Annotated in this window: 2 protein-coding genes; both read right to left on the bottom strand. The window is 63.6% G+C overall.

Annotated features, from left to right (window positions below; genetic code table 11):
• A partial coding sequence (locus EN935_RS37610; RefSeq protein ID WP_127374321.1) for an ATP-binding cassette domain-containing protein occupies window positions 1–260 on the bottom strand: 260 nt, incomplete at its 3' end.
• Window positions 260–1,004, bottom strand: a 745-nt coding sequence (locus tag EN935_RS37605; RefSeq protein ID WP_127374320.1) for a hypothetical protein, incomplete at its 5' end; no start/stop codon positions are given. The genes EN935_RS37610 and EN935_RS37605, both read right to left, overlap by 1 nt.

Raw genomic sequence — 1,004 nt, 5'->3', positions numbered from 1 at the left:
TCCTGGAACACCATGGCGATGCCGGCTTCAAGTGCTGCGTGCGGCGAGGCGTAGGCGATCTCCCGGCCCTTGTGGAACATCTTGCCTGAGGTGGCGTCGACCACGCCGGCGATGATCTTGGTCAGCGTCGATTTGCCAGCACCATTTTCGCCGAGCAGCGCGTGGATCTCGCCCTTGCGCAGTTCAAAACTGACGTTCTTCACCGCGGGCACGCCGCGATAGTTCTTGGTGACGTTCTCCAGACGGACGATCGGTTCCATCAGAAACCTCCCGATGCGAGGTCGATGGCCAGCACGCAGTCGCCGCCCCTGGAGGCGATGAACAGAAGGCCATCCTTCTCGGCGACACTGCAGATGCCGTGACGCGTGCCGTTGGCGCGGCTGTGCAGGCTGAATTGCGGCTGCATCTTCTGGTCGAGCCTGACCACTAGCCCGTAGGAGCGGCTCGGCGACCATGGCTTGTGGATGCCCATGGTGCGGATGCCGCCGCATTGCAGCGGCTCGAGGAAGCTGCGACTGGATGCCAGCGCCGGCGCGATCCAGTAGGCAGGCGGCACTTGGCTCAGCATATCCTGCCGGTAATGCGTTTCCTGCAGCACGAATTCGATCAGCCGGTTGCGCGGCGCAAACAGGGTCAGCCACGCGCCGCCATCGGCGGACGGCGACAGCCGCGCGGGATAACCAGGCAGATGCGCAAGAATCGTCGAACGGTTGCCCGTCGCGCCATCGAAGCGGACGAGCTGGTGACGCCAGCTTTCGCTGACCAGCACATCCCTGCCGACTGAGTGCAGCCCATAAGGAAAGGCAATGTCGCTGGCGACCTTGTGAAAATCACCGCCCGCCGCATCCCGCTTCCAAAGCGAACCAGTAGCACCCTTCTTCATCAGATCGGCGGCCCATTGCGAAGGCGCGTGCTCGGCCGAACCATTGGCCAGCCACAGCGTGCCATCGTCGGCATAGGCAAGCGCGGTGATGCAGCGAATCTCGGCCGGCAGCGAAACCTCC

The organism is Mesorhizobium sp. M7D.F.Ca.US.004.03.1.1, from assembly GCF_003998635.1.
GTDB lineage: Bacteria > Pseudomonadota > Alphaproteobacteria > Rhizobiales > Rhizobiaceae > Mesorhizobium > Mesorhizobium loti.
This window is presented reverse-complemented; position numbering and strand designations above follow the sequence as displayed.